At 54.8% G+C, this 6606-nt stretch carries 6 protein-coding genes; 2 read left to right on the top strand and 4 right to left on the bottom strand.

What is annotated here, in order from left to right; translation table 11 throughout:
- Window positions 1–1165 precede the first annotated feature (1165 nt).
- Entirely contained in the window at window positions 1166–1696 is a 531-nt protein-coding gene (locus tag VGE80_RS20250; RefSeq protein ID WP_440593920.1) for a hypothetical protein, read from the bottom strand.
- 32 nt (window positions 1697–1728) lie between these two features.
- Complete coding sequence (locus VGE80_RS20245; RefSeq protein ID WP_440593919.1) at window positions 1729–2691, bottom strand: DUF1559 family PulG-like putative transporter; 963 nt, start codon at window positions 2689–2691, stop codon at window positions 1729–1731.
- Between the two features lie 399 nt (window positions 2692–3090).
- On the opposite strand from VGE80_RS20245, the gene VGE80_RS20240 reads away from it, so the two are divergent.
- Window positions 3091–4032, top strand: a complete 942-nt coding sequence (locus VGE80_RS20240) for a DUF1559 family PulG-like putative transporter (protein WP_440593918.1) — start codon at window positions 3091–3093, stop codon at window positions 4030–4032.
- 79 nt (window positions 4033–4111) lie between these two features.
- Entirely contained in the window at window positions 4112–4540 is a 429-nt protein-coding gene (locus VGE80_RS20235) for a hypothetical protein (RefSeq protein WP_440593917.1), read from the top strand.
- Window positions 4541–4614: 74 nt separating this feature from the next.
- Here VGE80_RS20235 and rtcA read toward each other — a convergent pair whose 3' ends face one another.
- Window positions 4615–5682 carry an RNA 3'-terminal phosphate cyclase gene (gene rtcA / locus VGE80_RS20230; protein ID WP_440593916.1) on the bottom strand — a complete coding sequence of 356 codons (1068 nt, stop codon included), beginning with the start codon at window positions 5680–5682 and terminating at the stop codon, window positions 4615–4617.
- Window positions 5683–6102: 420 nt separating this feature from the next.
- The gene (locus tag VGE80_RS20225; protein ID WP_440593915.1) at window positions 6103–6480 is read right to left on the bottom strand and encodes a hypothetical protein; all 378 of its coding nucleotides are present in this window, start codon (window positions 6478–6480) and stop codon (window positions 6103–6105) included.
- Window positions 6481–6606: the final 126 nt, after the last annotated feature.

Here is a 6606-nt window from a genome sequence, read left to right as displayed (position 1 = left end):
CTTTGAACGCAAAGAATTGACGAATGGAGGGGACACCGTCCCTGTGGTATCCCCTTCATTCGTCACACAATTTATCCACGTCTCGCTTGTCACCTTCGAAGGCTGCGCCGGGATCTTTATCAACTAATCGAGATCGAACCCCCTGGATCCATCACTGTTATGCCCACCGGACACAACGTCACATAACCGGGGACAATCGGTCGCCACCACGATCCACGCCACTGCGGCACATAATCGATCCGACATTGCTTCGGGCCGTTTTCTGTGCAACTGAATAAATTGCATTCGTCGATCAGGTCCCCAAATAGACATCTGTAAGGCGGACGTGTGGACACACAAACGTACCCGGATTCCGACCATCCAAACACATGAAACTCAGCATTCAAGATGTCTTTCTCGATATGCAGCCACTCAGCAGCGCCTTTCTCAGTCACGCAAAAATGAATGCTCTCCTCGGTGGACCAGTCTTGCGGTAAATTGAGTACTCCTTCCTCGTGAGGTATTGGATCGGGGCGACCCACGCGAATAAGACCTTCGACCTCCAATTCGCGCACGCATGCTCGCACGGCGTCAGGTCCCTCCCAATCTCTCTCCAAATAAAGCGGCGGAGCATACACCGTCCCTGGGATGGTGCAGTACGACTGCAACGATTCCTCGAAAGACGCAACTTCTGGCGTCCAAGTCGCGATCAATTTAAAAGCGACGAATCTCAATAACGTTGTCTCTGTTGCAGCGAGATAGGCATACAGACGGGGGACAATTTCCGTTCCGTCAGCAAAGTCCCGCTCAGTCGCGCCCCCGGAACCAGAACACGTTCAGAGCCTCGTGTTGCATAACTCCAGATCCTCGCACTGTCCGGGCGTTGCATGACGCGATCCTTTTAATGAGTGGTTCCCGATCCGTATCCATTCCGCTCGGCAGGTCCCTTGCTCGACCGGGAACACTATCTATTCCGTTAAGTTACTCTTTACGTACGAGAAGCTGCTGCGTGAACCAGACTCCAACTTTCAAGCCAGCGAAGTCAACACAATGAGGGGTTTGTCCAACGTCACGTCATCCATCGATGTTTCCTGCCGCCGAAACGATTGCCACCGGGTGAAGTTCTTCGAGGCAGCATCTCGTTCACCCCTTTGACTGCGATCGAATTTGACTGCGATCGAAGAGATTACCTCCGTTTGCCGCGATCCACGATGACTTTCACCGTTGCCCGCGCGACGAAGTTGCCGCCACCAAACCATTCTGCTTCGAGTCGATACGTGCCCGGTTCTAAAGGTGCGTTGGTAAAAATCTGGACCTCCCCCGAGGGTTCTTCCGGCGTCCCCATTCCTGATGCACAAATGACAGGAGGCTTTCCGTGACGATCCTGAAACATCGAAAGCACGATTGGCAGCAGGGGCGTATTCGGCTCTCGCTCGACGGTTCCTTGAAAACAGAGCCTCGTTCCTGAAACAAAACTCTGCGGGATTTCTGTTTCAGGAACGAGGCTGCGGTCCTGCGTTGGCAGGCAGAACACAAGATCGACGTCAATCGCGTTCTCGTTTTCGTCCGCAGCCGCATAATCGACTTGTGGCAGTGGAGCACTGCGCAAATAGACCACGATCAGGACCACCATCCCGATCGCAATCACCGCGGTAGCGAGAGCCCGCCTGGACAGCATGTTCTTGCGACCTGTCATACTGAAGTGCACTTCCGCCAAGGGATCGACATTCTCATTTCCTGCAGCGGAACCTACAGATCCGGGGCTTCGAAAAGGTCCTGGGTTTCGAAATCGTTCCGGGAACCGGCCTGCCGCCACAACGCGGCGTCGACGGCGGGTGAAACAGTCCCCACGTGGCCATCACAGTAGACGACGTGGACGCTCGACCGATGGTGGCTGGCTGCCGTATAGATTCCCGTCTGGACATCGCTTCGGTTGAAACAGCTTGGCTGCATCGGGGGCAAGGCGTGGTTATAGGTGGAATACCCAATACTCCCCTGCGTCCACCGCCAGCCATGCGCAAGATTCGATCCACGCCATCCCTGCTGCCACGCATTCGCAGGAATCGAAGCACATTCCGCGAGAAATGCCTCTCGTTCCTCGAACGGATATCGCTGCGGTGTGTTGAAGACCATCCGGATCGCTTCCGTCGAGTTTCCGCCCAGCGAGTGAAGGACTTCCGATACCAGGGCCGTACTGGAGGCCCCGTCGGTAATCTCAGCGAATCCGACTGGACCATCCGGGAACTGGGGAAAAATCGTCTCCAGATGCCGGAACACGCCGTCATAATTCAATTTTGACGTGCCACTTCCTGAATTCCCCAGATAACTGGTGGCTGCGTAATCGACATCCCCTTTGAACACACGTGGAGCGGCATCGGCCGGACAGAAGTAGATCTCGATCGGTATGTGGTTGATCGCGGCCGTCGGATCACTCGCCGACGTATTCACCAGATTGTAAAGAGGCGTCTGATCGATGAAGGGCAGAATCGAAACGTGCCAGCTTCCGCTGTCAGAAACACAGGGGGGAAACACGCCATGAATCGACTCGTAATTGTGGAGTGCAGCACCAATCTGTTTCAGATGCGAACGGCACTGAGTTGACCGAGCGGCCTTACGTGACGCCTGGATGGCAGGCAGCGCGATGGCCAGCAGCAATCCCATAATGACGATTGCCACCAGCAGCTCAATCAGGCTGAAACCACCGCGTCTCATACCAGAACCTCTCGAAGCGTAAAATCGCGAACAGCACGAAATGACGTGTCTCTACCAGTACCACCAAGGGATAAACGTCAATCAACAGCAAGTCAGTCAGACGCAGCTCTGCAAAAGCAGTTTTTGCGAGCAGCGACAAGGGCGTCGGTTTCCCGTTTCAATTTTTCTCTCGCCTTGCTCTATCAAAGTGGTCTTCCAGCGGGACACATACAGGACAATAATTCGGAACGTGTTCACGGTTGAAAATATCGTTCCAGGCTGTACTGACACGAGAGTCTTCGACCCCCACCACGGTCGTATCGTAGACTAGTGTAGCATCTTCATCGAGAGAAAGAGGAACGGGTGAAGCTCGCTCAGTACCGATCTCGGAACGGCGTCCTCCTGATATCGCGGCGGGGCATGTCCCTTGTAGAAGTAATCGTTGTCATTACCATCCTGGGACTGCTGGCGGCGATTTTGCTTCCCGCCACTCAGCGTGTTCGTGAGAAATCACGACAGATGGAGTGCGCCAGCCAACTGCGACAGATTGGTGTCGCCTTCAGCAATTACCATTCGACATTCAACTGCTTCCCTCCAATTAGTGGTCACGTCCACAGCCGGCCCAAATCGATCTGGGCAAATCTTCTCCCAGAACTCGGTTTGGCCGAACTCGCTGCGTACGATCGCCTGCTGGGAACGGATTCCCATGTGGAAGATCCCTCATCAGAACTGAAATATCCTACACCGCTCATGCGGTGCCCGTCCGATGCGTGCCCCATTACGATTGGTTCCAACTACGGAGTCAATCTCGCGGGAGACGGAATTCGCCATTTTCCAGAACCCGAGGCGAAAGAAGAGCCACTGCAAGGGATTGGTGTGTTCACAACAGGTTCAAGTTACTCCGTAATCACCGACGGTACGTCCAATACCGCGATCGCGAGCGAGTTTCTTCGTGGTGCGGGAAGTCCCTCTCTGCCACTTGGAGTTCGCCCAGCAGACACGACCCGTCCGAAATCCCTGATCTTTAATCTGATTCCAGGAGCCACAACAAATTCAGAGATTGACGAACTTTCTCAGCGCTGCCGCAGTTCTGATCCCGCGAAGAGTCCCGTTATCTCGGATACCCGCGGTCAAATGTGGCTTAGCGGAAATCAACGTGACTATACCTATTCCCACTTCGATACACCGAACGGCTCTAGCTGTGAAGACTTGGATACTCGGCGTGCCAAAATCTACAGTGCCAGCAGTCAACATTCTGGAGGAGTCAATATCCTGATTGCCGACGGGGCGGTACGTTTTTCAGGCAATGATATCGACCTGAAAATCTGGCGCTCCCTCGGTACGCGAGCCATGGGCGATTAGTCGACGACGTAGAAGAGTTGTGCAACAAGCGTCTCTCCCGGATCGTCGCGCGTGATCCACGAAGGATTGATAACCAACGATGCTCGCTCAAACCGCCAGGATGGGAGTGCTCATGATGATCGCACTCGCACAAGGCTGCTCACACGAAGTGATGGAGGAAGTCGATACCTCGGAATTTTTCTCTGGCGAGGCGTGGGAGCGATTTACTTCGACGACCGCGTTTCGTCCTCCGCAAGCCCGCACCATTTTTTTGACGGAACAACTCACCAGAGCACTCCACACTTCAGGCCGAAATCATCTCTCGTGTGATCAGCTCAGCAAGCTTGAGTTTGACGCGTTAAAGGAGTTGCTGTCCCTCTGGTGTCCCAAACGTCTTCGATCCGACGACGATTTTGACGGACTGTCGATTTTCATCCAGAGACAACCGCCAGGCTACTACGACTTTGAAATCAAGTCCGATGAAACAACAATCTACCACAGCAACACGAGTGTCACCTGGGTTGATTGATAACACGATGACAAAGTTCCGTTCCGATCGGTGGAGCGGATAACGGAACCTGAATCCCCATTCAGAGTGACACCTCAATCTTCGCTGGATTTCGGCCGGAGAATCACAGTTGTTTGCTGAGTTCGTTCGTCGCGGGACACGTCAATCTCAATCCCCATCATCCGTCGAATGACTTCCATATGAGTCGTCGAGTGCCGGGTCAGCGGACTTGTGCGGAACGATCCACCACGGCGGTGCGTCCCTGATTGCCAGGCACTGATGGCGAGAGGCAGCAAAAGCTGATCTGCCAGATGCTCACCGACCGGGGCTTCATTCTTGAGATAGTTCCGGGTATCGCGGATCACTTCGCTGGCGACATTTTCCGCGCTCGATCCGATGCGGCCGAATCCCGTCGTCACTTCTGTCACCTGTTCGTATTCCAGCATCGTGTAGACGATATTCCCAGGACCGTGCGCGGTGACCTCGAGCACCTGAGCCGAGTCAGCGGGCCAGTTCATCTTTTTCAGGATGGTCTGTGTTTCTCGTTCAGCGATGTGTCGAGGCAGATTGGAGACCAGTCCCATCGCCGATCGCTTTTTGAGTTCGCCCCGCTCCATCAGGTCAAAGCCATTCAAGCTGCCGGAGGGTTGGATCGAGACCGTCAAACGCCCACCCCCTGCGGGGTAGAACCCATAGCGTTCCAGTTCCACAGACACCCGGGGCCCCATGCGGTTGATCAGAGGGAGATATGCATGCTGCAGGAAATCGAACGGTGGAGCCCACTGGTTGTGCGTTCCCCCTTCCAGTGTGACGGTCGAAGGGCCGTCTGCAATCATCAGCGCCGGGAGGATCGTCTGCAGGACGAGTGTCGTGCTGCCCGCCGTCCCAATGCTGAAGTGATAGTTTCCGGGTGTGATCCGTTGAGGGGAAAACCGGATCGAGCGAGACCCCACTTCGGCACCTGTCACTTCAGCATTCCCGATGCGGGCTGCAGCCTGAACGGCGGTCAGGTGCTGACGCATCAATCCTGGTTTCGCTCGCCCGGCGCGAATGTTCTCAATGAAAACAGGTTGGCCGGTCACCAGCGACAATGTCAGGGACGACCGGACGATCTGTCCGCCCCCTTCCCCCAGAGAACCGTCAATACAAATTGCCTCGGTCATTTAATCATCCGCCTTATCGCCGTCCTTGATCACGAACCGTGCTTTCAGCCGGGCGACTTCTTCTGAATTCCATGTTGAGCGACGAACAGTTGGATGCGATCAACCCATTCGATCAGTTCCAAACTAATTCACGTTCTGGAGGTCTGCCAGTTATCGCGCTCACTCTCGGAACCCGGCCGGAAACTGTTTGCCGTTTCACGCCTCGACAAAAGGATCCCTAACGATGCCGACCGTCTCAGAAAATACCTCGCCCGTTTCAACCTCACCTGGAAGTATGTGGGAGAATAGCAGATCGTTCCGTCTTACCCCTTCTTCGCATCCGTCTCCGGTCTTCGCTCGTCGCTCTTTGCTCATCGCTCGTCGCTCGCGGTTGTCGCATTCATTGTGGACGCGGCCAGCTACATGTGGGATCCCCGCGACTCAGCCGCGAACTATCGAACTGGGCTGCTCAAGTGAAGTCGATTCATGCTGAGCTACGGCGGGCTTTCGTGGCTTCCCAATCAGAAGCCACGCGGAAAGCAGGGTAGGAGGAAGAACGATTGACCAGTAAGGGACGATCCAGACTCTCAAATCATAACCGTCGGTTTGCGATCGACCGTAAATAAAGCCTCCGGCGGCCATTTCACGCATGGGGCAGTCCAATGGATAGGACGACTCCCAGCCGTCGACGGTAGGATACTTCCTGAAGCGAGGATGGAGCCGAACATACAACCACCCGTCATGAATCCCCGCTGGGGGACGCGGTACTTCTCTCGCCAAAACGATCCCCCCCATCATCAGGACTAGAAGCAGTTTCAAAACCCTATTTTTGCAATAATTACTCTGGCAGGCAATTTGCATACCGATAAGGGAGAAAGGAGTCCCTTACATGCGAATTACCCTGTCCATGTGGCCCCAACGACGGCGGCCGAATACGACAGGGTC

The sequence above is a fragment of the Schlesneria sp. genome (assembly GCF_036405755.1).
GTDB classification, from domain to species: Bacteria; Planctomycetota; Planctomycetia; order Planctomycetales; family Planctomycetaceae; genus Schlesneria; species Schlesneria sphaerica.
Note: the sequence above shows the minus strand (reverse complement) of the source record. Positions and strands in the feature narration are given on the sequence as shown.

Bases quoted from the DNA above. Each gene is read 5' to 3' on its own strand.
- VGE80_RS20240 (WP_440593918.1), top strand. From the start codon at position 3,091: ATGTCCCTTGTAGAAGTAATCGTTGTCATTACCATCCTGGGACTGCTG.
- VGE80_RS20245 (WP_440593919.1), bottom strand. From the start codon at position 2,691: ATGAGACGCGGTGGTTTCAGCCTGATTGAGCTGCTGGTGGCAATCGTC.
- VGE80_RS20235 (WP_440593917.1), top strand. From the start codon at position 4,112: ATGCTCGCTCAAACCGCCAGGATGGGAGTGCTCATGATGATCGCACTC.
- rtcA (WP_440593916.1), bottom strand. From the start codon at position 5,682: ATGACCGAGGCAATTTGTATTGACGGTTCTCTGGGGGAAGGGGGCGGA.